We start from the raw sequence: 23,992 nt of genomic DNA, 5'->3' as shown, positions 1-23,992 counted from the left end.
AACGAAAGGACGAACCGATGATGTCCAAGCGGACGACATTCCTCGCAGGCGCGCTTGCCCTTCTGTCCACGTCGGTCCTAGCGGCCGAGAACGTCGAGATGTTCTCGACGTCCGGATGCGGGTGCTGCATCGGCTGGATGAAGCATCTCGAGGAGGCCGGGTTCGAGGTTGAGAACGAGAACCTGGCGATGGCGGATCTCTACGCCAAGAAGATGCAGGCGGGGCTGAAGCCGGGCCAGACCTCATGCCATACGGGCTTCGTCGGCGGCTACGTCGTCGAGGGGCACGTTCCGGCTGCGGAGGTCAAACGGCTCCTCGCCGAGAGGCCCGACGTGATCGGTCTCACCGTTCCCGACATGCCTGCCGGCAGTCCCGGGATGGGCGAGAGCGACGAACCCTACGAGGTGCTCCTCTTAGCGCGAGACGGCACCTCCACCGTCTTCGCGCGGTACCCCAAATGAGGTTGATGCATATCGCGACCGCGACGGCCTTCAGCCTCGGCATTGTCGGCCCCACCACGGCACATGAGTTCAAAGCCGGAAGTCTGACGATCGACCATCCGTCGTCCCGAGCGACCCCGCCGACCGCGAAAGTCGGAGTGGGGTATTTGTCCGTCACCAACGATGGAAGTCGAGCGGACCGACCGATCGGCGGTTCGGCAACGATCGCGGGCAGATTCGAGATCCACGAGTCGTCGGTGGAGAACGGCGTCGCACGGATGCGTCCGGTCGAGGACGGGATACTCATCGAACCGGGTGCGACGGTCGCGTTGGCTTCCGGGGGAACGCACATCATGCTGCTCGACCTAAAGGAGCCGATCGTCCGAGACAACTCCTTCGAAGGCACACTGCTGTTCGAGCATGCAGGAACCGTACCCGTCCGCTTCTCGGTCGAGGGCTTCGGCGGAGCCGGTGCGGCTGCCACTCACGAGGGTCACGGGCAATGACACTGCGCTCGGCTCGACGCTGGCTTTGGGTCGCTGTCGCGGCGACCGCGGGAGCCCTCGTCGGAGCGGCTTGGACGTCACCGGGCTACGAACATGCACCCACCGCCGATACGAGATCGGCGACGCCCCTCGGTGGTGAGTTCTCGTTGGTGGATGAGGACGGAAAGCCCAGGACATGGTCGGATTTTCGGGGCAGGCCCGTCGCGGTGTTCTTCGGCTTCACGCATTGCCCCGATATCTGCCCGACGACGCTCGGTGAACTGTCGGTGCTCCTCGACGACCTCGGAGAGCAAGCCAACGAGCTTCAGGTAGTGTCGATCAGCGGGGATCCCGAGAGGGACACGCCCGGGGTGCTCACCGGCTACCTCCAGTCATTCGATCCGAGGATCGTCGGCCTTACGGGATCGGAAGCCGAGGTTGATCGCGCGTTCTCAGCCTTTAAGGCTTATCGGAAGAAGGTTACAACTGGAGGTGGTGACTACACGATCGACCACTCAGCCGGGATCTACCTCTACGACCGGAACGGCGGCTTCGCCGGGACGCTCGACGTACATGAGGACATGGAGGTCCGGGTTAATAAGCTTCGGCGCCTCATCTCTCGATGTGAGTCATCCGGACGGTGGCCCACTGTCTTCGATGCAGCCTCGCTTCTGCACGCTGACAAGGAACGCTGTCGCAATCGCCTCGGTCTCAATCAGCACCCTGCGGCGCGAGGGTCTGTTGGGTAATCAGCGGCTTGTTATAATGGGTGCACGGCTGCTTCCAGGATGGCGGAGACTATTGGCGAAGGTCCGGAATGGGTCGTGAGCGGAACGGCTGCTTCCCGGCGTCTTCGTCTGAAACCTGCCGGTCCGGTTTCGGCCCCGTACTGGCAATCAGAAGTTATTTTCGGAACCGTGTGTCTGTGCGGAACCTCCAGTTCGAAAGCTGATCGCGAGGAAGCAGACATGCAAGTCGATTGCGAAAAGCAACTGACTGCACCCATCTCTGCGGCTAGGGCGCCAGTCTGTCTTTCCCACAGTCCAGCCGTACATTTAGTCAGAGCGGATTGGGTCTTAGCCTGCGCCGCCCCGGCCGCCCATCGATCTCGATATCGATGGGAAAACATGGTGGTGTCGAAGCCAATGTCAGTCGGCCAGGGCCTTACGTGAGAACGACAACGCCGCGCCTGCGTCCGGCGTCATCGTGAAGCCTGCGTTCGGGCACCCCATCACACGGGTATCGGCAAACGTCCGATCAGCTTGTCCAGCGTGATCGGTAGATTGCGCACGCGCACGCCGGTGGCGTTGTACACGGCGTTGGCCACGACTGCCCCGACTCCGGTGATGCCGATCTCGCCGACGCCATGTGCGCCGAGCGGTGAATAGGGGTCGGGTATCCCCGTCCAGAAGACGTCGATCTCTGGGACGTCGAGGTGGGAAGGAATGTGATATTCGGCCAACGAGGGATTCATGATACGTCCGCTTCGCTCGTCGAACAGCGCCTCTTCGGTCAGGGCCATGCCCAAACCCATGATAATGCCGCCCCGCAACTGGCTGGAAGCAGTCTGCGGGTTAATGATCCGTCCGACGTCAAAGCAGCTTACGAAGCGCGACACCCGGGTTTCGCCGGTGAAGGCGTTCACCCGGACCTCGCAGAAATGCGCGCCGTAGGAATGCATTGCCCACTTTTGGTACTCGGTCGGGTCGGCGGCGTTGGCCTCGCAGGCCAGTTCGTCGCGTCCGGCCCGTGCCAGGATCGAAGCATAGGTCTCGTGCCGGGCTGTATCGCCAATGGCGCGCAGGCCACCATCGGCGGATTCCACAGCATCGGTGGCCAAGCCCGCCAGTGGCGAGTCATTTCCCGCCAGCCTCAACAGCTCGGTGACGAGAACTTCGTGGGCGGCGATCACCGCCGCGGCGATCGAGGCCGTCTGTGACGAACCACCCGCCATGGTTCCCGGGGGCAAGTCCGTGTCCCCATATTCGAACCTGACCTTGTCCATCGGCAGAGCCAGGCGGTCGGCGGCGATCTGGACCTGAGCCGTGGCGGTCCCCATGCCCATCTCGTGACTGGCCATTTGAATGGTGGCGCGGCCATCCGCGGTCAGCCGGATACGCGCCGCGCCACCGGGAAGCCGATAGTAGGGATGAGTGGCGCTGGCGCAGCCCATGCCGATCAGCCATTCGCCGTCGCGGCGCTGACCTGGATTCGGATTGCGCCCGGACCAGCCGAACCGCTCCGCCCCGAGCTCATAGGCCTTGAGGAGATTGCGGGAGGAAAACGCCCGACCGGAGGTCTGCTCCTTATCAGGCTCGATCCGCAGCCGCAGGTCGATCGGATCCATGTGCAGGGCTTCGGCGAGCTCGTCGACGGCGCTTTCGGTGGCGAAGGTGCCGACACTCTCGCCCGGCGCGCGCATGTAGGTGTTGGCGAGCGTGTCGAGGTCGACCACCTTCTGACCAATCTTGAACGTGTCGGCCGCATAAAGCTGCCGCCCCACGAGACTGAACTGCTCGGGCCAATCATTGTGTGGCGTGCCGGCGGCAATTCCTTCGTGGATGAACGTGTCCAGTGCTCCGTCCCCGCGCGCACCAAGGGCGACGCGCTGCTCCGTCAGGGTGCGACCACCGACCAGGCGGTAGACCGCTTCGCGGGATAGGGCGATACGCACCGGCCGCCCGCAGAGCTTCGATGCGGCGGCAGCCAGGATGTGGTGATCCCAAAGGCTCTTGCCCCCGAAGCCGCCGCCGACGAACGGCGAGGAGACCCGCACCTTTTCAGGGGGTATGCCGAACACCTGCGCCAAGGTCCACTGGGTGTGATTGACCATCTGTGTGGTATCGCGGACGACGAGGCAGCCATCCTTCCAGCGGACGGTGGCCGCGTGCAGTTCGATGGCGCTGTGCGCAAGGCGTTGCGAGCGATAGACGTGATCCACGCTCGCGTGGGCCGCGCTGAGGGCAGCCTCGGCATCACCGATCGTGACTGTCGAAGGCTCGCCGATGATGGTCTCAGGCACGCGTGCGTTCGGCTTTCCGTCGTTGAACGACAACCGAGCGGTCTCTTCCACATAGGTGACCTTGATGAGTGTCGCGGCGTAGGTCGCCTGTTCCTGGGTTTCGGCCAGGACTATGGCGATCGCCTGACCGTTCCAATGGATAGCGTCATCCTGCATGACCGGCAGCGTGTTGGGCCCTGCCGCCAGAGGTTGGGTCAGATAGAGCGGCGTGGGCGCCATTCTGGGCGCATTGCGAAAGGTCATAACCAGGACCACGCCCGGCGCAGCCTCGGCCTTGGTCACGTCGAGCGTGTCGATGCGGCCGCGCGCGATGGTGCTATGGGCGATTGCCGCATAGACCATGCCCTCCACCTCGATTTCGGCCACGAACGGTGCCGCACCAGCGACCTTGAGGGGGCCATCGATCCGGACGACCTGCGTCCCGACGGCGCCACGCTTGCTGATCAACGGATCGAAGGTCTCGCCCGGCTTCCAATTCTTGCGGGTAAACGTCTGCGCCTTGTCCAAGTCACTCATGTCCTGTCTCCCAACTGGGTCAAGACCGCGAAGACCGTGTTCTTCGCAAGCTCGATCTTGAATTCGTTGTCCTTGAGGGCGCGTGCATCGGCGATCGCCGCTGCGGCCGCGGTGCCAAAGGTGGCTGCGTTCACCGGAGCGCCCTCGAGGACCTGTTCGGCCAGATGCGCGCGCCAAGGTTTATGAGCCACGCCGCCCAGCGCCAACCGCGCGCTGACGATGCGACCGTCCTCGACCTGAATAAGGGCCGCGACGGAGACCAGTGCGAACGCATAGCTCGCGCGATCGCGGACTTTGCGATAGGTCGCTATCGCCCGAGGGGGTGGCGGAGGCAGTTCCACGGCAGTGATCAGTTCGCCATCGGCGAGGATGGTCTCGACGTCAGGGCTTTCTCCAGGCAGCCGGTGAAAATCGACCAACGGCACGGTGCGCGCCCCATCGTACCCCTTGATATGGACGACTGCGTCCAGAGCGGCGAGCGCCACGCACATGTCCGATGGATGGGTCGCAACACAGGACGGCGTCGCGCCAAAGATCGCGTGCATGCGATTGAAACCATCGACAGCGTCGCAGCCGTCGCCCGGCAAGCGCTTGTTGCAGCGCGCCGCATCGTCGTAGAAATAAAGACAGCGCGTGCGTTGCAACAGATTGCCGCCGACCGTCGCCATGTTGCGTATCTGTCCCGATGCACCGCTCAGGATGGCACGACTGAGCATCGGATGATGCTGGCGGATAAGCGGGTGCTCGGCGACCGCTGTGTTCGTGGCCGCCGCGCCGATCATGATCCGGCTATCGTCATCGACAGTGATCGCGGAAGATAGGCAAGACACGTCAATCAACGTGTCGGGTGTCTCGATGTTCTCGCGCATGAGATCGACGAGGTTCGTACCGCCGCCGAGATAGCGCGAGCCGCCGTCGGCGCGGGCGGTATTTAGTGCCGCTGCGACGTTGCTGGCCCGCAGATAGGTGAACTCGCGCATCAGATCGCTCCTCGTCCGTAAGCATCTTGCACGGCGGCAACGATGCCGTTGTGCGCGCCGCAACGACACAGATTCCCACTCATCCGCTCACGCAGTTCGTCGGATGTCAGAACTTGCTCGGTTCCGGAAAGGTCGGCGGTGACATAGCTTGGCAGTCCCCGCCGGACTTCCGCGGCCATGGCGACGGCCGAGCAAATCTGACCTGGCGTGCAATAGCCGCACTGTAAGCCGTCATGGGCAACGAACGCCGACTGGAGCGGATGGAGGTTGTCTGCCTCTCCCAGGCCCTCGATCGTCGTGATCTGGCGTCCCTCGTATTGAACGGCGAGCGCCAGACAAGAATTGATCCGTTGTCCATCGACCAGGACCGTGCAAGCCCCGCAGGCCCCCTGGTCGCAGCCCTTCTTGGTCCCATGGAGCGAAAGGTGATCGCGCAACAGATCCAGGAGCGACACCCTGATGTCCAGGGTTCCGACATCGTGAGTGATACCGTTGATATTAAAGTGCATGTCTTCCTCGCTGATCAGCGTTGATGGAGACGGTGATTGGAAGGTGTCCATCGTCTCGATCCAATTGATGGATCTTGATTCACCGCGATAACTCTTCGCCAAAGCTTTAGGAGATCGCGCTGGTCGGCGTCGGCTGGAGCCCGACGTACAAAGCTGGGGGCTTGATCGAGAAGCGCCGCCGGCCGGCTCAGGGCACGCTCCAGCCACCATCGATGACAATTTCGGAGCCTGTCAGGTAGCGCGCTTCGTCAGATGCCAGATAGAGAGAGCCGAACGCCATATCGAGCGGCTTGCCCGCAACGCCCATCGGCACCAATGCCAGAACCTTGGCGTTTTCTTCCTCGGTCAGATTCTCCATCGCCGGAGTTCCGGTATCCCCCGGGAATACCGAATTCACGCGCACGCCGCGCTTGACGTATTCCATCGCCACCGACTTGCTGAGCATTCGCACCCCGCCCTTTGAGGCGTGGTACGAAGTGAAGCTCGGCGTACCGATCAGGCCATACAACGAGCAGATGTTGACGATGGCTGCATTGCCGGTCTTCAGCAGTTCGGGCATGCAAATCTTCATGCCAAGGAACTGGCCGGTCAGGTTTACCGCCAGCAGTTTGTTCCAGTCATCGAGCGTCGTGGTTTCCAGGCCGGAAGCATTAAAGATCGCTGCGTTGTTCATGAGAGTCGTGAGCTTGCCGAAGTGCTGGACGGCGGCTGCCACCGTGTCCGTCCACGCGCGCGGGCTGGTGACATCCAGGTTCTGGTAGATCGCCTGCCGGCCCTCTTCGCGCAGGCGCGCGGCGACCGCTTCGCCAAGCTCTTCCAGAACGTCCGCGACCACGACGCGGGCCCCTTCTGCCGCAAACAGATCGGCATGCCCTTCACCGATGCCGCGGGCCGCTCCGGTGATTATGGCGACCTTTCCCTCAAGTCTCCCCTGCATCACTCGACTCCTTGACGCTGATGTCCAAATCCAGCCGCAGGGTGTGCAATCGCCGGCGAGACCGTTAGCATGATCCTGCCTGGTTCTTGCCTATTCGTCTGAGGCGCCGAAAATTCCGCGAACCTGCGGTCTTGATCGGCGCATATGGCCACAGCGGGAGAAGCGTTTGATGGAACAGAGGCGGGTCATCGCCAAGAGCACCAGTTGCCTGAACACTCACGCTGTTCGCGCGAAGGTTGTCAGAAATATACTGGCGGCTCTTGCTGGCAGAGAGGATCTGGAGACTTTGGTACCGGGTCTGACATTGATACAGCGGCGTCAACCTGTGCCGCCAACCTCGTACCTTTACAGTCCATCACTTGCAGTGATCGTGCAGGGCAGCAAGAATATCGTGCTTGGCAACTCGTCGTATCATTATGATGAGTCGCAATTTCTTCTGACGGCGGTAAACCTCCCGACAATTACGGAGGTTGCCGAAGCCAGTCCGGAGCGGCCCTATGTATCGATTATGCTCAAGCTGGATCTTGCGGTCGCCAAGCAGATCATCACCGACGCGGATCTTGAGGAGGCTCCCGCTGCTCCGGGCTCGGCAATGGCGGTTGGTCCCGCAACGCCTCAACTTTTCGATGCGCTTGCCCGCTTGGTCAACCTTCTCGCGACTCCGGCCGACATACCCATCCTTGGAGATCTCATCCAACGGGAAATTCTATATCGCGTGTTGACTGGTCCAACCGGCAGCCGTCTGCGGCAAATCGTTCGCATCGGCACCCAGAGCAACCGCGTCGCGCGGGCCGTTATCTGGCTTCGCGAGAATTACCAGGCGCCACTGCGGGTCGAGGAGTTGGCGGAGCTGTCAAACATGGGGCTTTCAACACTGCATCACCATTTCCGTCTGATGACATCGATGAGCCCCTTGCAGTTCCAGAAGCATCTGCGGCTTCACGAGGCGCGACGGCTCCTGCTCAGCGAGGAGATGGATGCGGGGAGTGCCGCATTGGCCGTGGGATACGAGAGCGCCACCCAGTTCAGTCGGGAGTATCGCAGACTTTTTGGTGCTCCCCCGGCTAGGGACGTAAGGACTTTACGCTTGACCCACACCGCAGGCCTGGCCGAACAGGACGAGGTTGTCTGAATCCGGACTAAGGCTGTCCCTCCTTTGCGTGCAGCCGCTGGTCAGCGCGGCCCGCCGAGGGTCGCCATGGCCTCGAGGAGGGCAGCGTTGAACTGCTCTGGGTCCTGCACCTGCGGCGAATGGCCGAGCTCCGGAAAGGTGACGAGCGGCGCTCCCGGGATCGCGGCCTTGGCGTCGGCGCCGAGAACGGCGTAGTTGCCGAGTTGGCCCTTCAGTTCCGCCGGTGCACGGTTCTTCCCGATGGCGGTGTTGTCCTTCTCGCCGATCATCAGCACGGTCGGCACGGTGACGGCACTGAACTCGTGCACCACCGGCTGGTTGAAAACCATGTCGGAGGTCAGCGCCTGGTGCCAGGCGACGATCTCGCCGCCGGGACCGGCATACATTGAGGCCTGCATCTCTACCCAGCGGTCGTATTCGACGAGGTCGCGGCCGGTGGTCTCACCACGGCTGACGGCCATGGCTCCCGAAGAATCCGCCTGTCGGACCATCGGGTCCGATCAACGCCATCCTGATAGCGGTAGCGGCGCCCTCATCCGGCGTCAAAATTCCGCTGTTGCCGTTCAGGTCGGTCTGGACATGACCGGGCTCCACGACGTTCACCTTGATGCCGAAAGGCTCCAGCTCCTTTGCGAAGGATACCATCACGGCGTTGAGCGCCACTTTTGAAGCTGTGTAGTCGAGGAAATTGACGCTGGAGTCGAGAGAGGTTGGATCCGTGATCAGCGCCAGCGACCCGACGCCGCTTCCCATCATCACGACCCTTGCGTCATCGGCAGCCTTCAGAAGGGGAACGACGGCTTGGGTCACCCGGATGGGGCCAAAAAGTTTACTTCGAACGTAGCCTTGATGTCCTCCATCCGGACCTCGCTCGGTGGCGAAGCCGTGTCGATGATAATGCCTGCGTTGTTGATCAAGACATGGAGGGCATCGACCTCGGACGAGAGCTCCGCGATCGCACGCTTCACGTTGGCATCGTCGGCGACGTCGATCTCAAGCAACCTCACATCGAGACCCTGTGCATTGAGTCCCGCGACAGCTTCCTCTCCGCGGCCCCGATCACGGGAACCCAACCAAACGGCCATGCCGGTCTCTGCAAGACCCTTGGCAATAGCCAAGCCGATGCCCTTGTTGCCGCCCGTCACGAGCGCCTGCTTCTTGTTGGTCATTCGCTTTCTCGCTCTCCCGGAGCTGCGACGCCTAGGACTAGACAACGTGGAAGCGCAGCTCGCCGAAGTGCCGAGGCTCGACAGACCGCTTCACGAACTCCCAATTGCCTTCGATGACCTCGAACTGATCGACGTATCGCCCAGTGCAGATCGGCTGCAATGGAAAGCCTTCCAATTCCTGATGGACGGTGAAGTAGCTGACGGACTTCGCCCGCTTTCCACCCTCGCTGATGTCGATCAGGACGTTGGAGACGGAATGCCAGGTTCGCGGCGTCCCGTCAGCATGCCTCCGGACGCCGTTGATCAGGAACTGCTCAATCCCGTCGCGACCTTTCCCCGAGGACCCGGGGATGCCCATCTCAGCGTGCTGGAGCAACTCCGCGACCTCATCGAACTTTCCGTCGTCGAGCAGGTGCACGTATGTGGATAGGAGGCGGTGAACGGCGTTCTCGATCTCCAGACGATCAAGGATTCCGATCGAGTTCTTGGCGGACGTGGACATAGATTTTTCCTTTCGGGGATGGATTACGGGGTCAGCTTTGGAGAGCCACCGCTGGCTTTCAGCCGGGGACCAAGAGGCCGGGACAAACCTTTTTGGGGGGAATGCCTTTCCAGGCGATGAGTCCCGCGACCAGCGAGACGACCGCCCCGACGTTGAATGCAGCCCACAAGCCTGGAACGAACTCTCCGGGCACAGACGCCGATGAATAGACCGCGGCGATGACGGCGATGCCGAGTGCCCCGCCGATCTGTTGGTCCATCTGGAGAAGGCCGGATGCCGTGCCGGCTTGCTCGCCCGGTACGCCCTCCATGATGGCTACGGTACCGGGAGCGAAGACCAGGCCAATGCCGACCGCATGGATGATCATCGCGATGATGATCGCCGGGAAATAACGGCTGCCGTCGCCGACGAGCCCGAAGCAGGCCAAGCTGAAGGCTACAAGCACGCTTCCCGCCATAAGCAGCAGGCGGGCGCCGAAATGGACGATCAGCTTCGGAATGAAGTGAGTGACGACGAAAACAGTCGCCGTCAGCGGCAGATAGGCCAAGCCAGCCGCGAGCGCCCCGAAACCGAGTACCCGCTGTAGGTACTGGACGATGAGGAACAGCATCGAGAAGTGCATGCCGACGATCAGGGCCATGACGACGATTCCGGCCATTCTTGGTCGGCTGCGCAGCAGGGCCAGATCGAGGAGCGGTTCTGACACGCGCCTCTCGATGGATGCGAAAGCGACGAACATCACCGCGGCAACCGCGAACGAGGGCGCGGTGCCGAAGGAGGTCCAGCCCCGGTCCGCCGCGTTGATGAAACCATAGACGAGGGCCACCGACCCGAGCGTCGCCGTCGCGGCTCCGCCGAAGTCGAGACGCGAGGGTTTGGTGACGGTCTCGGCCACCAGGTAACGGATCATCACCAGGACAACGGCGCCGACCGGGACGTTGATGAGGAGGGACCAGCGCCAGGATGCGAGGTCGGTCAGCACACCTCCGAGGATGAGCCCCGCCGATGCGCCGACTGAAGACACCGCGATGAAGAGCGCCAGACCTCGGTTCCGTTCGGCCTCATCACGGGCCATGACCGTGATCAGCGCCAGGACGCTTGGCCCGGCAAGAGCGGCGCCGACACCCTGTAGGACGCGGGCGAGGATGAGGATGGACGGGGCCTGGATCAGCCCCCCCAAGAGGGACGCGAGGACAAAGACGGCAAGGCCGGCCTGAAAAGCCTTCACCTGACCGAACATGTCCCCGAGACGCCCGCCGAGCAGCAGAAGGCCACCGAACGCCAATGCGAAGGCGTTCGGCACCCAGGAGAGCCCGGCGGGTGTGAACCCGAGGTCCGCCTGGATGCGCGGGAGCGCAACAATGACGATCAGGAAGTCCATCTGAAGCATCAACTGAGCCGCCAGGATCGTGGCCAGGGCCAGGGCGCGGTTGCCCGGGGCGGCGAAGTCGCGCCCGATCTGTTCGGTCGACATGCTGACCGCCTCCGAGTTTGATGATGCTGGAACCGTGGCGCCTAAGGCGCGGTCGAGTCAGACGGGCGCCGCGCAGACGTCTGCGTGTGACAACCCCGTTCGCCGATCGGAACGGCTGATATAGCGATTGCTACATACGTTGCGTGCCGCGGTCAAGAAGTTTTTAGCGGTCACTATAATAAGTTCGTCGCCGCGCCTTGCAGAGTTGAGGACACGCGGTCAGGACGGGGCCCCGCAGCTTGGATGTCAGGATGAGCGTCCCAGTTCGCTCTGAACCTTGGAGGCGTCACGGGACGGCGGAAGGCCGAAGAACCGCGCGTACTCTCGGCTAAACTGCGAGGCACTCTCGTAACCGACCTCGAAGGCAACCGCGGCGGCGCTTTCGGCCCCACCGATAAGCATGGTTCGGGCATGGAGCAGCCGGATCTGCTTCTGGAACTGGAGCGGGCTCATCGCGGTCGCAGCCTTGAAGTGCCGATGAAAGGAGGAAGCGCTCATCGCCACCATGTCTGCCAATGCCTCGACGCGCATCGGGCTGCGGAAGTTGCCCCGGATCCACTGGATCGCGAGGCGCATGCGGGACAGGGCAGTGTCCGGCATGGCGATGTTGCGCAGCATCGCGCCGTGTGGCCCTTGCAGGACCCGATACAGGATCTCCCGCTCGTAGGCAGGGGCGAGAACCGGAATGTCGCCCGGAACCCTCATCAGGCGCAGCATTCGCTCCCAGGCGTCCAGCAGATCGGGCGTTACCGAGGCAACGGAGAAGCCGCCGACGTGCAGGTTGGCAAGGGATAGGGGCGGTGCGTCCGCCAGCATGCCCGCGACCACGTGCGGATCGATCGTCAGGCTGACCGCAAGGTAGGGCTCGCCCGTCGCCGCCGCGTGGATCGCTCCCACCGCCGGCAGGTCGATGGACATGACGAAGTAGCTCGCTGGATCATAGTCCAGCGTGCGGTCGCCGATCGTCATCGACTTCCGTCCCTGGAGGATGAGGTTGACCATCGGGTCGTAAACGGCGGCGAGCTCGTGCTCGGGAATCTTTCCCTGCACCATGGCAACGCGCGGGATGCCCGTGTCGGTTCTTCTGTTCTCGGCATGCGAGGCCAACGCGCGCAGTTCGTTCAGGCGATCTTCCATGCCCCGAGACTTGCAGGCGGCGACCGGGCGCGCAACCCGGAAAGCAGGAATAGGCAAGAACCGGACAGGATCGGGCGCGACCTCCTGTCCGTGGCGGCAGTAGAGAAAAGCCACGGACAACGCGGAGAACACCAATGAAGATCGCCATCATCACCGGCTCCAGCCGCGGCCTCGGCCGGAGTACCGCCCTCAACTGCGCCCGGCGCGGCGCGGGTGTCATTGTCACCTACAACAGCCATCCCGACGGCGCGGACGAGGTGGTCCGGGCGATCGAAGCCGAGGGCGGCAAGGCCGTGGCGCTGAAGCTCGACGTCTCTGACGCCGCTTCGTTTCCTGCCTCCGGGACCAGGTGGCCGAGGCGCTGTCGGCGACGTGGGACCGTGCCGACTTCGATCATCTGGTCAACAACGCGGGCTACGGCCTCTACAACCCGATCGAGACCGTGACCGAGGCCGAATTCGACGGCCTGTTCAACGTGCACCTGAAGGGGCCCTTCTTCCTGACGCAGGCGCTGCTGCCGCTGATGGCGCGCGGGCAGATCGTCAACCTGACCAGCGCCACCAACCGCGTCGCCACCGCCGGCGTCGCGCCCTATGCCGCCTTCAAGGGCGGGCTCGAGGTGCTGACCCGCTACATGGCCAAGGAGTTCGGCGACCGCGGTATCCGAGCCAACGCTGTCGCGCCCGGCGCCGTCCGCACCGACCTCGGCGGCGGCTTGAACGACGAGTTCGAGGCGCTCCTCGCCGGACAAACCGCACTCGGCCGGGTCGGCGAGCCCGACGACGTCGGTCGGATGATCGCCAGCCTCCTCTCGGACGACAATGCCTGGGTGAACGCCCAGACCATCGAGGTCGCCGGCGGCTACGTCATCTGATCCACCCGTACAACCTCAGCCGCAGGAGAGCCCCGTGCTCGATCACGTCTTCATCTCGGTCAGCGATCTCGACCGCTCGATCGCCTTCTACACCGTGACCCTCGCGCCGCTCGGCATTACGGATCGCGTCGACTACGACGGCGCTGACGGTCCGCCCGGGCATCCCGACCTGAAGGGGTTCGGCTGCGACGGCCGCATCTTCTTCTGGCTGCGCCCAGGGATTGTCGAGGGGCGGGCCGCCCATGTCGGCTTCGTCGCGAAGTCCAACGCCGCGGTCGATGCCGCCTATGCGGCGGCGATGGCGGCCGGGGCGACCGACAACGGTATGCCCTCTTCACGGCTCTACTACGACCCCCGCTACTACGCCGCCAACGTCCTCGATCCCGACGGCTACAGCCTCGAGTTCGTCCACAAGAGCTGGCAGCAGTCGGAGCTCAATCCATGATCAAGGACGGCACGACGCATCGGCTTGCCGATGCGCTGATCGAGGCAACGAACGCCTTTGACGTCGACAAGGCCCTGGCGTTGTTCACGCCGGATGCGGTGATCGATGATCCTTCGACGGGCCATCGCTTCGATGGTCACTCCGGCATCCGCGATTACCTCACGCAGTTCTTCGTCGGGTACCACACCGTCACAACCCTTCTGTCGGTCGAGGCCGTCCGCAAGGATCGGGCTCGGGTGCGGGTCGATTTCACCGGCGACTTCGGCCACGAGATCGGCATCCTGGACCTGTCAGTCGACCCTGACGGGCTCATCGTCCGCATCGATGCCGATCTCGAGTGACATCGGTTCGCTGGCCCCAGCCTTCGGGCTTCGCCCTGGCACCAACCAGACTCTCGACCTGCACGAACAGCAACCCGCGCTGACCTTCTGGGCGCGCCGGATAGGAGTGAACCATGACCAAGCTGCTGATCTACGGCGCCACCGGATACACGGGCCTGCTGGCCGCCGAGCGGGCAAAAGCTGTCGGGCTCGACTTCGAGATCGCCGGACGCGACCCGGCAAAACTCGCTGCGGCGTCGACCGCGCTCGGCGTCGCCCACCGGGTCTTCACGCTCGATGACCCGGATAGCCTTCCCGGGCACATGGCGGGTTGCGACGTCGTGCTCAACTGCGCCGGCCCCTTCGCCAGGACCGCGGAACCTTTGATGCGCGCCTGCATGAAGGCGGGCGCGCACTACCTCGACATCACCGCTGAGATCAACGTCTATCGCCAGGCCGAATCCCTAGGAGACGTCGCCGCGACCGTCGGCACCATGCTGCTTCCGGGCGTCGGCTGGGACGTGGTGCCCACGGACTGTCTCGCGGCACACGTCATGCGACGGGTGGAAAGGCCGCAGCGGCTGCGGATCGCGCTTCAGGTTGCTGGATCCATGTCGCGCGGCTCGGCGGTGAGCGCGGGCGAGATCGTCGGCGCCGGGCTGATGGCCCGCGTCGACGGCGCGCTCGTGCCGAAAGCCGACACCGCCTTCGCCACCTTCGACTTCGGCGATGGCCCGGTGGATTGCGCCCCGCTCTCGTTCGGCGACCTCGTGACGGCCTGGCACTCGACCGGCATCCCGAACATCGAGATGTTCGTGCACGTGTCGGGCGACGCCTTCCCGGAGGGTGATCTCTCGCTGTTGCCGGATGGACCAAGCGCAGAGGAGCGGGATGCGCACCGGGCGCGAGCGGTTGCCGAGGTCACCGGAGCCGACGGGATCGTCACCCGATCCAAGATCGAGACCTTGAACGGCTACTCCTTCACGCCGCTGGCCGCGGTCGAGGCGGCCCGGCGGGTGCTGGCGGGCGAACACGAACCCGGCTTCCAGACCCCGGTCACGGCGTTCGGAGCAGGCTTTGCCGAGACCATCCCAGGGACGAGGGTCACCGACCTATGACGCTGAGCGCTTAACCGGCGTCTGCCGCCACATCAACGTGCTGGAACTCGCCATTCAGGGTGCGTCCTGCCATTCGCGCAACCTCGACCAATCGCTTCTGCGACATGCCAAGGCACGCGAAGGACGACAGGCCGCGCATGGTCACGAGGACGTAGTCTGAGATTTCCCGGGCGCGTATCGGGTGATGGAGCGCCACATAGGCATGGATGGCATCCATCGCGCCCCGGCCCAGCTCCATGGCCATCCGCCGCGCGGTCTCGTCGTCTGCCCGCATTCCCTCCGTGACAAGGCAACCCTTGAGGACCGCGTCGCCACCATACTGACGGGCGCTGGCGACGAGGAGCGCGCTCAAAGCCTCGGCAGGCGGGCGCCCAGGTGCGAGCAGCTTGTCGAGCGGCAATGCACGTAGCGACGAGTACCGCTTCATCGCGCGCTCGAAGAGTTCGGCCTTGCTGCCATAGGCAGCGTAGAGGCTCGGCGGGTTGATCCCGAGCTCCTTGGTCAGATCGGCGATGCTGACGGCGTCGTAGCCATGTCGGTGGAAGAGTGCCTGCGCCTTGGCGACACCCTCCTCACGATCGAACGCCGGTCGCCGCTTGCGCTTCTGTGCCTCCATGAAAGCCTCCGTTTCGAAGCCGAGATATAACGGTCGCTACACCGACGCACAAGCCGATATGGTCTCTTTTATGTAGTGACCAGTAAATAAAACGCTTGCCAGCGCATTGTCGTCCATATAGCGTTCGCTACATGAATGGCGGCGATGATGCCTCCGGTACCGGGAACGAACTTATGACATTCACAGGAAAGATCGCCGTCGTGACGGGCGGGGCGACGGGCCTCGGCTTCGCCATTGCAAAGGAGCTGGTGAGCCAGGGAGCCCGCGTCGTGGTGACGGGTCGGCGCCAGAAGGAACTCGACGAAGCTGTCGCCATGCTTGGCGAGATGAGCGCCGCGGTGCAGGCGGACGTCTCGAAGCTGGAGGACCTGAGCCGACTGTTCTCGCAGGTCGGCGCCGAGCATGGTCGCGTCGACGTCCTGGTCGCGAACGCTGGCAAGGGAGAGCTGGAGCCTTTGGGATCGATCACGGAAGGATCGTTCGACCGGATCTTCGACACCAACGTCAAGGGCGTGGTGTTCACCGTCCAGCACGCATTGCCTCTGATGCGCCCGGGCGGCTCGATCGTCATCGTTGGCTCGACCGCATCGATCAGTCCGGGCCCGGGGCTCAGCGTCTACGGCGCAACCAAGGCCGCCCTTCGCGCGCTCGTCCGAGCCTGGGTCCTCGACATCAAGGGAAGCGGCATCCGCATCAACCTCCTCAGCCCCGGCCCGGTAAACACCCCATCCTTGCGGAACATGTTTCCGACACCCGAAGAGGCCGAAGCCGCGATCAGCTTCCTCAACGGCCAGAGCACCATCGGCCGCATCGGCGAGCCGGAGGAGATCGGACGCGCGGTGGCTTTCCTCGCCAGCGACGCGGCCAGCTACGTCAACGGCGCCGAGCTCTTTGCCGACGGCGGTGCCTCGCAGGTCTGAGGCCCGCTAAACTCGCCGGGAGGATGTACGTCCGGCATCGATCAGCGCCGACGAACCGACAGCCAGCGTCCTCGGCGTAGCCGGGTTCAAGCAGCCCCGGTGCCCTGGGGTCCCTCCATATCCCTTTCCAGTCTTGCCGCGCCAAGCGATCTGCGTCGGCTTCACTCCCATCGAGGTTTTCATGTCCACTGTCCAACGCGTTGTCTATCGTGAGCTCGGCGGTCCCGAGGTCCTGAAGCTCGAACCCTTCGATCTCCCGGAGCCGGGTCGAGGCGAGGTGCAGTTGCGGATCCTTGCCGTCGGCACCAATCGCTTCGACGCGTTAATGCGGCGCGACCACTACGTTGTCGCGCCCGTTTTCCCCTCAGCGATGGGCAACGAAGCCGTCGGCGTGGTGAGCGCCGTCGGTGCCGACGTCAGTCATGTTGCGCCGGGCGACCGGGTCGCGGTTCTCCCGGTCGTCTCGCCCGTCATGGGGACGGGGACCTATGCGACGAATGCCAATATGCCCGCTCACGCGGTCGCGCCCGCCATCGCGGAACTGACGTCGGCGGAGGAGGCGGGCCTTTGGATGGCGGCCTTGCAAGCATGGAACATGATGGCGCGCCACGATCTGCCCGCCGGAACATGGGTTCTGGTAACGGCCGCCACCTCGGCAGTGGGATTGATGGCCTTGCAGATGGCACGCGATCTGGGGCTCCGCGCCATTGCCACCACCCGCCGCAAGGACGCAGAGACTTCGCTGTTTGCCGGCGGCGCCGCCGCGGTCATCGTCACGCGCTCGGCCGGTGATCTGGCCAAGGGCGTCAAGGAGATCACCGGGGGAGCCGGAGTCGGTCTCGTCATCGAGGCGGTGGGTGGCGACATGCTCACCGAATGCATCGGCGCTACCGCCCAAGGCGCCCACATCATATCCTACGGCGCGCAGAGCTCTCCGGATTTCAAAGCCGCCCGGGTTAATCTCCCCCTGATCGCGCTCGATCGTAGGACGCTGACCTTCTCAGAACTGTTCGAGGTGACGGAGAATGCCGAGCGCTTTGCCGTCGCTAAAGATTACATCCGCGAGGCGGTCCGCCGAGGCGCGCTGCGGCCGGTCATCGACCGCACGTTTCCACTGACTGAGGTCCAGGCCGCGCACCGCTACCTTGAATCCGGCAGCCTCTCGGGAAAAGTCGTTCTTTGCGCGACGGAGGAAGCCCCATGCTGATCGACCATGTCGAGATCCCGGTCTCCGACGCGGATGCGGCCAAGGCGTTCTACGAGGCGGCGCTCGGACCCCTCGGCGTGGCCTGCATCGTGTCGGTTTCGCCGGACCATTCGGCGAGCGGCACCAAGCGGCATGGCCTGGGAAGCGACGGATATCCGCGCCTGTGGCTTCACGACGGCGAGCCCGCGCCTGGTGGTGTTCATCTCGCTTTCGCCGCGCTCGATCGGGCCACGGTGGACGCCTTCTACGCGGCGACCATGTCCTCCGGCGGCCGGGACAACGGTCGGCCCGGCATCCGCGCCCGATATCATCCGTCCTACTACGCCGCCTTCGTCCTCGATCTTGATGGCAACAACATCGAGGTGGTGTGCCAAAGGGAGTGAACGAAGAGGCTGCTTAGGGAGGGCATGTAGCAGACCGAAGAGATGGCTGCGCTTTGGCTGTGAATCGGCTGGGGTTTCGGCGCCGATCGGCGTGGGTCCCTCAAATAAGGATCTGAAATATCAGCGGAGCTGACCATTGACCGGGGTCCCATCATTGCGCCAGAGCCGAGCGGCACCTCATTCGCCCCGCCCGCTCATCCTGCTCAGGGCCGGCAACCCGGACTTGCCTGCCGAGGCTATCGAGATGCGGCTGGCCGCCTCTGTGGTCGACTTCGGCGAGCCACCGCGACGAGGTCTTCCGTGCCGGTCTGCTCGCGGCAACCCGCCTGTGCCGGTGGCGCGCCGAACGGCGCTCGACGCGCTATCCCAGATCAGCCCGGTATCGGATGGGTCGAGCCCCCATGGCGCGTCGGAACGCCTCCTCGAACTGCGGCACGCTGCGGAACCCGCATCTTGATGCGATGTCCGCGACGGAGAGGTTCGTTGAGCGCAGCAGATCCCTCGACCGCAGGATTCTCCGTTCCAGGAGGAACTGATAGAAAATTCGACTTTCGTTTGTGATTGGCAGGCTCTTCCTTTAGGGTTTCGATAGTTTAAGATTTTTCATAGTCGACTTCCTGAGTCATATATGCCGATGACCACGGATCTTATTGCAGCCGAGTGGTGTGTTCTCTTCTCTCTTGGGGCCTGTGCTTCCTCCGCAAAGTCCTTACAAAGTCCACTATTCGACCAGCAGATCGAACGTGGCTATCTTGGAAGACGGAGCCAATCCATCCGTCTCTCGGATGCGGGTTGGGATCCGATCAAGTAATACATCATGCCAGATGATGCAGGAATAATCGGGCATACATATTCGGATCGCCCGCGACATCATGAGGATTTATGTCAGATGCTCGTTCATCAGACGTAGAAATCTGGTTTCCATCATTTGAGTTACCTGCGAGAGAGCGGGTGTCATATCGTGAACTTTATGTTCAGCTAGCTGAAAAATAGCTTCATGACGACGCTTTGCGCACCGATCGGGCGCCCCGGCACGCCGCGGACAGGTCATGACCTCTACACGCCGGTGCTGGCGGGCGATGGCGCCGACCTCGCCGCCGCGCTTGCGACGATCCGCGCGATCGGGGATCGGGAGGCCCTGAACGAGGCGATCGAACACGCCTTCCCTGGCTCCCGGCTGCAGACCGATGCCGACGATCTCGGTGGCTTCCGGCTCAGCCAGAAGGGGCTGCTGCGTCCGCTGAGCGCCGCCGAGCTTTCGGACGGGACGTTGCGCTACCTGTTGCTCGTCGCAGCCCTCCTGTCACCGCGCCCGCCGGAACTGATGGAGTTGAACGAGCCGGAAGGAAGCCTCCACCCCTCGCTGATGCCGGCTCTGGCGCGGCTCGTGGGCCAAGACTCCGACCACGGGCAGGTCGTTCTCGTCAGCCATAGCGAACCGCTGATCCGCGCGATCCGCAACGAGGGCGATGCGACCGAGATACACCTCGAGAAATCCTTCGGCGAAACCGGCGCGTCCGGCGTCGATGTTCCGCGTTGGCAGTGGCCGAAGCGCTGACTTCCGGTCGAAGTCCACGCGAAGGAAAATAGCGGCACAACCATCGATAGAGCGCGATGATGAGCGGCAGGCTCGCCCCGCGTTCGAGCGTCGATGACTTTGACGAGAACCTCGTCGCCGCGCGGGCCTTCGAGTTCCACTGTTTCGATCGAGATCTTGTAATTGCTCAGCGTCCCGTCAGGACGTTCCATGACGGTCGCCTGGATCTGCATGGGGGCTCCAGAAGATGTGTGTGGTCGGCCCAGAGCGATGCGCTCCGCCTGCGGCAAGTGTGCCAGCCATGGATCCTGCTCCTGTCAGGGACGATGTATTTCTCGTTAGGGATAAGCTGGTGGTCGTTGGGCAGGAAAGGGTTTCTCTTCGCAATAAGGATGAACGGCTAGCGCCGGGCGCGGATTGCTTCGGTGTCCCGAGCATCATCCCGGCAATCGCCGAAACGTTGAAGCCGAACTTCTCACCTGCGCCCGACGAGAGATCGCGAAATCGCTCAATCGCAACGACCTGAGCATGCCGCCTCGGAGGCGCAGCGGACGGCCCCCGGACGGAGACGCCATCCTTCCATGGTTTGCCTTGCCGTAGACAAGGTTTCGTCCCGCGCCGCGATCTTCGGCTCATCGCGCAAAGTCGTTAGTCGCCTCCGTGACTTGACGGATCGTTCACTTGCCAAGCGCCGAGCAGCACCATGTTTTTGAATGTCTCCAAGTTTCAGACATCCGCTGCCGAATAAGTCGCGAGGCCCCATGATCGATCTTACCATCAATGGCGAACGCCACAGTGTCGACGTTCCCGAGGACATGCCGCTCCTTTGGGTGCTGCGGGACGTCGTCGGAATGACGGGAACCAAGTTCGGCTGCGGTGTCGCCCAGTGCGGCGCGTGTACGGTCCATGTGGACGGCGAGGCGGTGCGCTCCTGCGTCACGCCGGCATCGACGGTCGGTGGCGCGGCGATCACGACGATCGAGGCGGTCGGCCGGAGCGATGTCGGCAAGCGCATCCAGCGGGCCTGGCTGGAGCATCAGGTCGTCCAGTGCGGCTACTGCCAGAGCGGCCAGATCATGTCGGCCACCGCCCTGCTCGAGAGCAATCCGGCGCCCGACGACGCCGCGATCGACGAGGCCATGTCGGGCAACATCTGTCGCTGCGGGACCTATCCGCGCATTCGTGCAGCCATCAAGACCGCCGCCAAGGCCTGACAGGAGGAATCGAACCATGGGCGAGTCCCTTGCAGCCGCATTTCACAAGAGCGTTCCGACGACCGATCTGCGCCTCACCCGGCGTCGATTGCTCGGCGGTGGATTGACCATCGCCTTCGCGGCCTCGCCGCTCGGCAGGAAGGTCTGGGCACAGGGCGGGGAGGAGCCGAGCCTCCTCTCCATCCAGCGAAACGTCGCTGGCGACGACACCGGCGACGCATTCCAGGGCTTCGCGCCCGGGGGCTTCGTGCGCATCGGCGCCGAGGGAGACGTGTCGCTCATCATCCCGAACATCGAGATGGGGCAGGGCATCCACACCGCGGAAGCCATGCTGATCGCCGAGGAACTCGAGGTCGGGCTCGACCAGGTGAGCGTTCTTCCGGCGCCGCCGAACGAGGAACTCTACAAGCAGCCGATCCTGCAGTCCCAGTCCACCGGCGGTTCCACCTCGATCCGTGCGACATGGACGCCGCTGCGCCAGGCGGGGGCGGCGGCGCGCACGCTGCTCGTCCAGGCCGCTGCCAACCGCTGGGGAGTCGACCCTGCCGCGTGCCGAGCGTCGCGCGGCACCGTCAGCCATCAAGCCAGCAATCGCTCAGCGACCTATGGCGAACTGGTGGAGGATGCGGCCGGCTTGCCTCTGCCGGGCGAGGTGACGCTGAAGGATCCGGCGAAGTTCGAGCTCATCGGCACGCCTGCGGCTCGTGTGGAAGGACCCTCGAAGACCGACGGAACAGCGGTCTTCGGCATCGACGCCAAGGTCGAGGGAATGAAGGTCGCCACTGTTCTCGCCTGTCCGATCTTCGGAGGCAAGCTGGAGAGCGTCGACGAGACTGCGGCGCGGGCCATGCCCGGCGTGCGGGACGTGGTGAAGCTGGATCGGGCGGTCGCCGTCGTCGGCGACCACTATTGGGCAGCCTATCAGGGGCTGGGAGCCCTCGACATCCAGTGGGGCGACAGCCCGAACGCGGATCTGACGACCACGGAGATCTTCGCGGACCTCGAGCACGCGTCGAAGACCGGGAAGCCGGTTCTGGCTAAGAAGGTCGGCGATGCCGTGGCTGCCTTCGCGTCGGCATCGACGAGGGTCGAGGCGACCTATCAGCTGCCGTTCCTGGCGCATGCCACGATGGAGCCGGTCAACTGCCTCGTTCACGTGCGGGACGGCGAGTGCGAGATCTGGTGCGGCACGCAGGTTCCCACGGCCGCCCAGTCGGCCGCCGCGCAGGTCCTGTCCATCCCGCCCGAGAAGGTCATCCTGCACAACCATCTGATCGGTGGCGGTTTCGGTCGCCGACTGGAAGCCGACTATGTCGCCCAGGCCGCCGCGATCGCCAAGGCTCTGCCTTATCCGGTCAAGGTAATCTGGTCGCGGGAGGAGGATTTTCGTCAGGATCTCTATCGCCCCGCCTATTTCGATCGCATCGCCGCCGGGCTCGACGAAGAGAAAAAACCCGTCGCCTGGATCGACCACGTCACCGGCGGGTCGGTGCTCGGGAGCTACCTGCCGGTGGGATTGCCGGAGGGAGCCCTCGACACCGACGCGGTGGAAGGGGCGGCCGAGCCCCCCTACGCTTTCCCGAATTTCCTCGTCGACTGGGTGCGAGAGGATCCGCCGGTTCCGGTGACCTGGTGGCGGGGCGTCGGACCGACCCATAACGTCTTCGTGGTCGAAAGCTTCATGGACGAGCTGGCGGTTGCGGCCGGGCAGGACCCGGTGGCCTACCGCATGGCGCTCCTGCAGGACAGCCCGCGGGCCGCGGCGGTCCTGAAGCTGGCGGCCGAAAAGGCGAAGTGGGGCGAGGGACAGGCGGCGGAAGGCGTGGGAAGCGGCGTCGCCCTGCATCACTCCTTCGGAAGCTACATCGCCGTGGTCCTCGACATTGCCGTCACCCCGGACGGCGCGGTCGAGCTGAAACGCGCCGTGGCCGCAGTGGATTGCGGTCACGTGGTCAACCCGGACACCGTCGAGGCGCAGATCGAGGGAGGCCTGCTGTTCGGGCTTTCCGCGGCGCTCTACAACGGCATCACCATCGAGGAAGGGCGCGTGCAGCAGACCAGCTTCTACGACTATGGCCAGCTGCGGATGGACGAGAGCATCCCGGTGGAGGTGCATATCGTGAAGAGCACCGAGGACCCTGGCGGCATCGGCGAGACGGCGACGGTCTCGGCGGCACCAGTCCTCGGCAATGCGATCTTCGCCGCGACCGGCAAGCGCCTGCGGACGCTTCCCTTCGTGCCGGCGCTTGCCGCCTCGGGCGCCTGAAGCCCCGCAGCTCCCCGACTGCGGGTGCGGCCTGTCGCCGCGGGCGGCGCCCAGTCTCGTGGCAGGCTGACGATTTCCCCCTCGTGCCGCCGGAACGAGAGGGCGCACTGAACGCTTTCTGCGCAGATCGTTGTTGGTGCCGGCTTGCCGACAGACGGCCGCCAGCACCCTGCCGAACGAGGAGCACAGATGGCAACCACAGTGAGCGAAAGCGCCACCTCCCACTTCATCGTGGGGCTGCGCGACGTCCATGCGGTCGAGAACCAGGCGCTTGCCCTCATCGACCGCCAACTCGACCGTCTCAAGAGCTATCCCGACCTGTCCGAGCGGCTGCGGATGCACCGCGGCGAGACGGAAACGCAGATCCGCCGCGTCGAGGAGATTCTCTCCTCGCTCGGCGAGTCCCATTCCAACCTGAAGGACGCGGCGCTGTCCCTTAGCGGCAACATGGCGGCGCTGGGGCATGTCATCGCAGGCGACGAAGTCTTGAAGAACAGCTTCGCCAACCTCGCCTTCGAGAATTTCGAGGCGGCAAGCTATATCGGCCTGATCACCATGGCCGAGGCGACGCCCCATGCCGCCACCATCACGCTACTGAAGGAGTCACTCGCCGAAGAGGAGGCGATGGCGACCTGGGTGCGCGACAACATCCCGAAGCTGACCCGCCGGTTCCTCGAGCTCGACGCCGCCGGCGCGACATCCTCCCGCTGATCCCCTCTAAGCCGGACGGGTCGGGAAATCGGCCGCCCGCCGCCGTGCGAACCGGCGGCGGGCGGCACTGTCTCCGCA

The 23,992-nt window shown here is 64.0% G+C and carries 23 protein-coding genes and 2 pseudogenes; 15 read left to right on the top strand and 10 right to left on the bottom strand.

The window, feature by feature from the left end:
* The first annotated feature begins 17 nt into the window (after positions 1-17).
* Genes ATO4_RS16220 through ATO4_RS16210 form a run of 3 tightly spaced genes read left to right on the top strand, consistent with a single transcriptional unit; the run spans position 18 to position 1,674 of the window.
* Entirely contained in the window at positions 18-461 is a 444-nt protein-coding gene (locus ATO4_RS16220) for a DUF411 domain-containing protein (protein WP_083592581.1), read from the top strand.
* 5 nt (positions 462-466) lie between these two features.
* Positions 467-946, top strand: coding sequence for a copper chaperone PCu(A)C (locus ATO4_RS16215; RefSeq protein ID WP_139802497.1), 480 nt, complete (start codon positions 467-469; stop codon positions 944-946).
* Positions 943-1,674, top strand: a complete 732-nt coding sequence (locus ATO4_RS16210) for an SCO family protein (RefSeq protein WP_083592579.1) — start codon at positions 943-945, stop codon at positions 1,672-1,674. Before ATO4_RS16215 ends, ATO4_RS16210 begins: the two co-directional genes overlap by 4 nt.
* Before the next feature lie 482 nt (positions 1,675-2,156).
* Here ATO4_RS16210 and ATO4_RS16205 read toward each other — a convergent pair whose 3' ends face one another.
* From ATO4_RS16205 to ATO4_RS16190, 4 genes are all read right to left on the bottom strand, one after another.
* Positions 2,157-4,463 carry a xanthine dehydrogenase family protein molybdopterin-binding subunit gene (locus tag ATO4_RS16205; RefSeq protein WP_083592578.1) on the bottom strand — a complete coding sequence of 769 codons (2,307 nt, stop codon included), beginning with the start codon at positions 4,461-4,463 and terminating at the stop codon, positions 2,157-2,159.
* On the bottom strand, positions 4,460-5,443 hold the full coding sequence (locus ATO4_RS16200; protein ID WP_083592577.1) for a xanthine dehydrogenase family protein subunit M: 984 nt from the start codon (positions 5,441-5,443) through the stop codon (positions 4,460-4,462). Before ATO4_RS16200 ends, ATO4_RS16205 begins: the two co-directional genes overlap by 4 nt.
* Positions 5,443-5,952, bottom strand: coding sequence for a 2Fe-2S iron-sulfur cluster-binding protein (locus tag ATO4_RS16195; protein WP_083592576.1), 510 nt, complete (start codon positions 5,950-5,952; stop codon positions 5,443-5,445). Before ATO4_RS16195 ends, ATO4_RS16200 begins: the two co-directional genes overlap by 1 nt.
* A gap of 187 nt (positions 5,953-6,139) precedes the next feature.
* Positions 6,140-6,889, bottom strand: coding sequence for a glucose 1-dehydrogenase (locus ATO4_RS16190; protein WP_083592575.1), 750 nt, complete (start codon positions 6,887-6,889; stop codon positions 6,140-6,142).
* Positions 6,890-7,058: 169 nt separating this feature from the next.
* Between ATO4_RS16190 and ATO4_RS16185 the strand changes: the two genes are divergently transcribed.
* Positions 7,059-8,021: an AraC family transcriptional regulator gene (locus tag ATO4_RS16185; protein ID WP_083592574.1), complete on the top strand. Its 963-nt coding sequence runs from the start codon at positions 7,059-7,061 to the stop codon at positions 8,019-8,021.
* A 41-nt stretch (positions 8,022-8,062) separates the two neighbouring features.
* On the opposite strand, the gene ATO4_RS16180 is transcribed toward ATO4_RS16185, so the two are convergent.
* From ATO4_RS16180 to ATO4_RS16160, 5 genes and pseudogenes are all read right to left on the bottom strand, one after another.
* Positions 8,063-8,482 (bottom strand): alpha/beta hydrolase, encoded by a 420-nt coding sequence (locus ATO4_RS16180; RefSeq protein WP_083592573.1) that lies wholly within the window; start codon positions 8,480-8,482, stop codon positions 8,063-8,065.
* Positions 8,463-9,190: pseudogene (locus ATO4_RS16175) on the bottom strand (SDR family NAD(P)-dependent oxidoreductase). Before ATO4_RS16175 ends, ATO4_RS16180 begins: the two are co-directional and overlap by 20 nt.
* Positions 9,191-9,227: 37 nt before the next feature.
* Positions 9,228-9,692 (bottom strand): nuclear transport factor 2 family protein, encoded by a 465-nt coding sequence (locus ATO4_RS16170; RefSeq protein ID WP_083592572.1) that lies wholly within the window; start codon positions 9,690-9,692, stop codon positions 9,228-9,230.
* 58 nt (positions 9,693-9,750) lie between these two features.
* Positions 9,751-11,166, bottom strand: a complete 1,416-nt coding sequence (locus tag ATO4_RS16165; RefSeq protein ID WP_083592571.1) for an MFS transporter — start codon at positions 11,164-11,166, stop codon at positions 9,751-9,753.
* Between the two features lie 246 nt (positions 11,167-11,412).
* Positions 11,413-12,303: an AraC family transcriptional regulator gene (locus ATO4_RS16160; RefSeq protein WP_083592607.1), complete on the bottom strand. Its 891-nt coding sequence runs from the start codon at positions 12,301-12,303 to the stop codon at positions 11,413-11,415.
* 134 nt (positions 12,304-12,437) lie between these two features.
* Between ATO4_RS16160 and ATO4_RS16155 the strand changes: the two are divergent.
* The 4 genes and pseudogenes from ATO4_RS16155 (at position 12,438) to ATO4_RS16140 (ending at position 15,060) form a co-directional block, all read left to right on the top strand.
* Positions 12,438-13,177 (top strand): annotated as a pseudogene (locus ATO4_RS16155) (SDR family oxidoreductase).
* Positions 13,178-13,211: 34 nt separating this feature from the next.
* Positions 13,212-13,622 carry a VOC family protein gene (locus ATO4_RS16150; RefSeq protein WP_083592570.1) on the top strand — a complete coding sequence of 137 codons (411 nt, stop codon included), beginning with the start codon at positions 13,212-13,214 and terminating at the stop codon, positions 13,620-13,622.
* Entirely contained in the window at positions 13,619-13,963 is a 345-nt protein-coding gene (locus ATO4_RS16145; protein WP_083592569.1) for a nuclear transport factor 2 family protein, read from the top strand. Before ATO4_RS16150 ends, ATO4_RS16145 begins: the two co-directional genes overlap by 4 nt.
* A 113-nt stretch (positions 13,964-14,076) precedes the next feature.
* Entirely contained in the window at positions 14,077-15,060 is a 984-nt protein-coding gene (locus tag ATO4_RS16140; protein WP_083592568.1) for a saccharopine dehydrogenase NADP-binding domain-containing protein, read from the top strand.
* 10 nt (positions 15,061-15,070) lie between these two features.
* On the opposite strand, the gene ATO4_RS16135 is transcribed toward ATO4_RS16140, so the two are convergent.
* Positions 15,071-15,676 carry a TetR/AcrR family transcriptional regulator gene (locus ATO4_RS16135; protein ID WP_083592567.1) on the bottom strand — a complete coding sequence of 202 codons (606 nt, stop codon included), beginning with the start codon at positions 15,674-15,676 and terminating at the stop codon, positions 15,071-15,073.
* Between the two features lie 131 nt (positions 15,677-15,807).
* On the opposite strand from ATO4_RS16135, the gene ATO4_RS16130 reads away from it, so the two are divergent.
* The 7 genes from ATO4_RS16130 to ATO4_RS16090 all read left to right on the top strand — a co-directional run bounded on the left by ATO4_RS16130 (position 15,808) and on the right by ATO4_RS16090 (position 23,914).
* Positions 15,808-16,596, top strand: a complete 789-nt coding sequence (locus ATO4_RS16130) for an SDR family oxidoreductase (RefSeq protein WP_245308779.1) — start codon at positions 15,808-15,810, stop codon at positions 16,594-16,596.
* 181 nt (positions 16,597-16,777) lie between these two features.
* Positions 16,778-17,803 (top strand): zinc-dependent alcohol dehydrogenase family protein, encoded by a 1,026-nt coding sequence (locus ATO4_RS16125; RefSeq protein ID WP_083592565.1) that lies wholly within the window; start codon positions 16,778-16,780, stop codon positions 17,801-17,803.
* Positions 17,797-18,186, top strand: coding sequence for a VOC family protein (locus tag ATO4_RS16120; protein ID WP_083592564.1), 390 nt, complete (start codon positions 17,797-17,799; stop codon positions 18,184-18,186). The genes ATO4_RS16125 and ATO4_RS16120 overlap by 7 nt, the downstream gene beginning before the upstream one ends.
* Positions 18,187-19,252: 1,066 nt before the next feature.
* Complete coding sequence (locus ATO4_RS16110; RefSeq protein WP_245308778.1) at positions 19,253-19,744, top strand: AAA family ATPase; 492 nt, start codon at positions 19,253-19,255, stop codon at positions 19,742-19,744.
* Between the two features lie 740 nt (positions 19,745-20,484).
* The gene (locus ATO4_RS16100) at positions 20,485-20,937 is read left to right on the top strand and encodes a (2Fe-2S)-binding protein (RefSeq protein ID WP_083592561.1); all 453 of its coding nucleotides are present in this window, start codon (positions 20,485-20,487) and stop codon (positions 20,935-20,937) included.
* Positions 20,938-20,953: 16 nt separating this feature from the next.
* Complete coding sequence (locus ATO4_RS16095; RefSeq protein WP_083592560.1) at positions 20,954-23,203, top strand: xanthine dehydrogenase family protein molybdopterin-binding subunit; 2,250 nt, start codon at positions 20,954-20,956, stop codon at positions 23,201-23,203.
* Positions 23,204-23,392: 189 nt separating this feature from the next.
* Positions 23,393-23,914 carry a ferritin-like domain-containing protein gene (locus ATO4_RS16090; RefSeq protein ID WP_083592559.1) on the top strand — a complete coding sequence of 174 codons (522 nt, stop codon included), beginning with the start codon at positions 23,393-23,395 and terminating at the stop codon, positions 23,912-23,914.
* Positions 23,915-23,992 lie beyond the last annotated feature (78 nt).

This window comes from Aurantimonas sp. 22II-16-19i, assembly GCF_002088275.1.
In the GTDB taxonomy this organism is placed as follows: Bacteria; Pseudomonadota; Alphaproteobacteria; order Rhizobiales; family Rhizobiaceae; genus Jiella.
The sequence above is the reverse complement of the archived record's forward strand: the minus strand, read 5'-3'. Positions and strand labels throughout refer to the sequence as shown.

What these genes read in the sequence shown, in the direction of transcription:
- ATO4_RS16140 (WP_083592568.1), top strand. Translation starts at nt 14,077, where the DNA reads ATGACCAAGCTGCTGATCTACGGCGCCACCGGATACACGGGCCTGCTG.
- ATO4_RS16220 (WP_083592581.1), top strand. Translation starts at nt 18, where the DNA reads ATGATGTCCAAGCGGACGACATTCCTCGCAGGCGCGCTTGCCCTTCTG.
- ATO4_RS16185 (WP_083592574.1), top strand. Translation starts at nt 7,059, where the DNA reads ATGGAACAGAGGCGGGTCATCGCCAAGAGCACCAGTTGCCTGAACACT.
- ATO4_RS16215 (WP_139802497.1), top strand. Translation starts at nt 467, where the DNA reads ATGCATATCGCGACCGCGACGGCCTTCAGCCTCGGCATTGTCGGCCCC.
- ATO4_RS16095 (WP_083592560.1), top strand. Translation starts at nt 20,954, where the DNA reads ATGGGCGAGTCCCTTGCAGCCGCATTTCACAAGAGCGTTCCGACGACC.
- ATO4_RS16160 (WP_083592607.1), bottom strand. Translation starts at nt 12,303, where the DNA reads ATGGAAGATCGCCTGAACGAACTGCGCGCGTTGGCCTCGCATGCCGAG.
- ATO4_RS16100 (WP_083592561.1), top strand. Translation starts at nt 20,485, where the DNA reads ATGATCGATCTTACCATCAATGGCGAACGCCACAGTGTCGACGTTCCC.
- ATO4_RS16165 (WP_083592571.1), bottom strand. Translation starts at nt 11,166, where the DNA reads ATGTCGACCGAACAGATCGGGCGCGACTTCGCCGCCCCGGGCAACCGC.
- ATO4_RS16130 (WP_245308779.1), top strand. Translation starts at nt 15,808, where the DNA reads ATGAATGGCGGCGATGATGCCTCCGGTACCGGGAACGAACTTATGACA.
- ATO4_RS16145 (WP_083592569.1), top strand. Translation starts at nt 13,619, where the DNA reads ATGATCAAGGACGGCACGACGCATCGGCTTGCCGATGCGCTGATCGAG.
- ATO4_RS16135 (WP_083592567.1), bottom strand. Translation starts at nt 15,676, where the DNA reads ATGGAGGCACAGAAGCGCAAGCGGCGACCGGCGTTCGATCGTGAGGAG.
- ATO4_RS16210 (WP_083592579.1), top strand. Translation starts at nt 943, where the DNA reads ATGACACTGCGCTCGGCTCGACGCTGGCTTTGGGTCGCTGTCGCGGCG.
- ATO4_RS16205 (WP_083592578.1), bottom strand. Translation starts at nt 4,463, where the DNA reads ATGAGTGACTTGGACAAGGCGCAGACGTTTACCCGCAAGAATTGGAAG.
- ATO4_RS16120 (WP_083592564.1), top strand. Translation starts at nt 17,797, where the DNA reads ATGCTGATCGACCATGTCGAGATCCCGGTCTCCGACGCGGATGCGGCC.
- ATO4_RS16090 (WP_083592559.1), top strand. Translation starts at nt 23,393, where the DNA reads ATGGCAACCACAGTGAGCGAAAGCGCCACCTCCCACTTCATCGTGGGG.
- ATO4_RS16190 (WP_083592575.1), bottom strand. Translation starts at nt 6,889, where the DNA reads ATGCAGGGGAGACTTGAGGGAAAGGTCGCCATAATCACCGGAGCGGCC.
- ATO4_RS16180 (WP_083592573.1), bottom strand. Translation starts at nt 8,482, where the DNA reads ATGGCCGTCAGCCGTGGTGAGACCACCGGCCGCGACCTCGTCGAATAC.
- ATO4_RS16170 (WP_083592572.1), bottom strand. Translation starts at nt 9,692, where the DNA reads ATGTCCACGTCCGCCAAGAACTCGATCGGAATCCTTGATCGTCTGGAG.
- ATO4_RS16200 (WP_083592577.1), bottom strand. Translation starts at nt 5,443, where the DNA reads ATGCGCGAGTTCACCTATCTGCGGGCCAGCAACGTCGCAGCGGCACTA.
- ATO4_RS16125 (WP_083592565.1), top strand. Translation starts at nt 16,778, where the DNA reads ATGTCCACTGTCCAACGCGTTGTCTATCGTGAGCTCGGCGGTCCCGAG.
- ATO4_RS16195 (WP_083592576.1), bottom strand. Translation starts at nt 5,952, where the DNA reads ATGCACTTTAATATCAACGGTATCACTCACGATGTCGGAACCCTGGAC.